We start from the raw sequence: 200 nt of genomic DNA, 5'->3' as shown, positions 1-200 counted from the left end.
TGCAAGTCCATTTGTTATCCCTGACTCTATTTTTGCTTTTGCTAATGTAAGCTGTATTATAAATGTTACGGTCATAAATATCTTCATCTTTTTCAGTCCTCTTATCGTATGCTTTTCAAATTGAAAATGAGAAGATAATCAATAATAAAAAGCACAAGATTTATCATCAAAAAAATCTCTTTGTATAAAATAGACAAAAG

Source organism: Clostridium sp. AM27-31LB (assembly GCF_003480745.1).
In the GTDB taxonomy this organism is placed as follows: domain Bacteria; phylum Bacillota; class Clostridia; order Lachnospirales; family Lachnospiraceae; genus Butyribacter; species Butyribacter intestini.
This window is presented reverse-complemented; position numbering follows the sequence as displayed.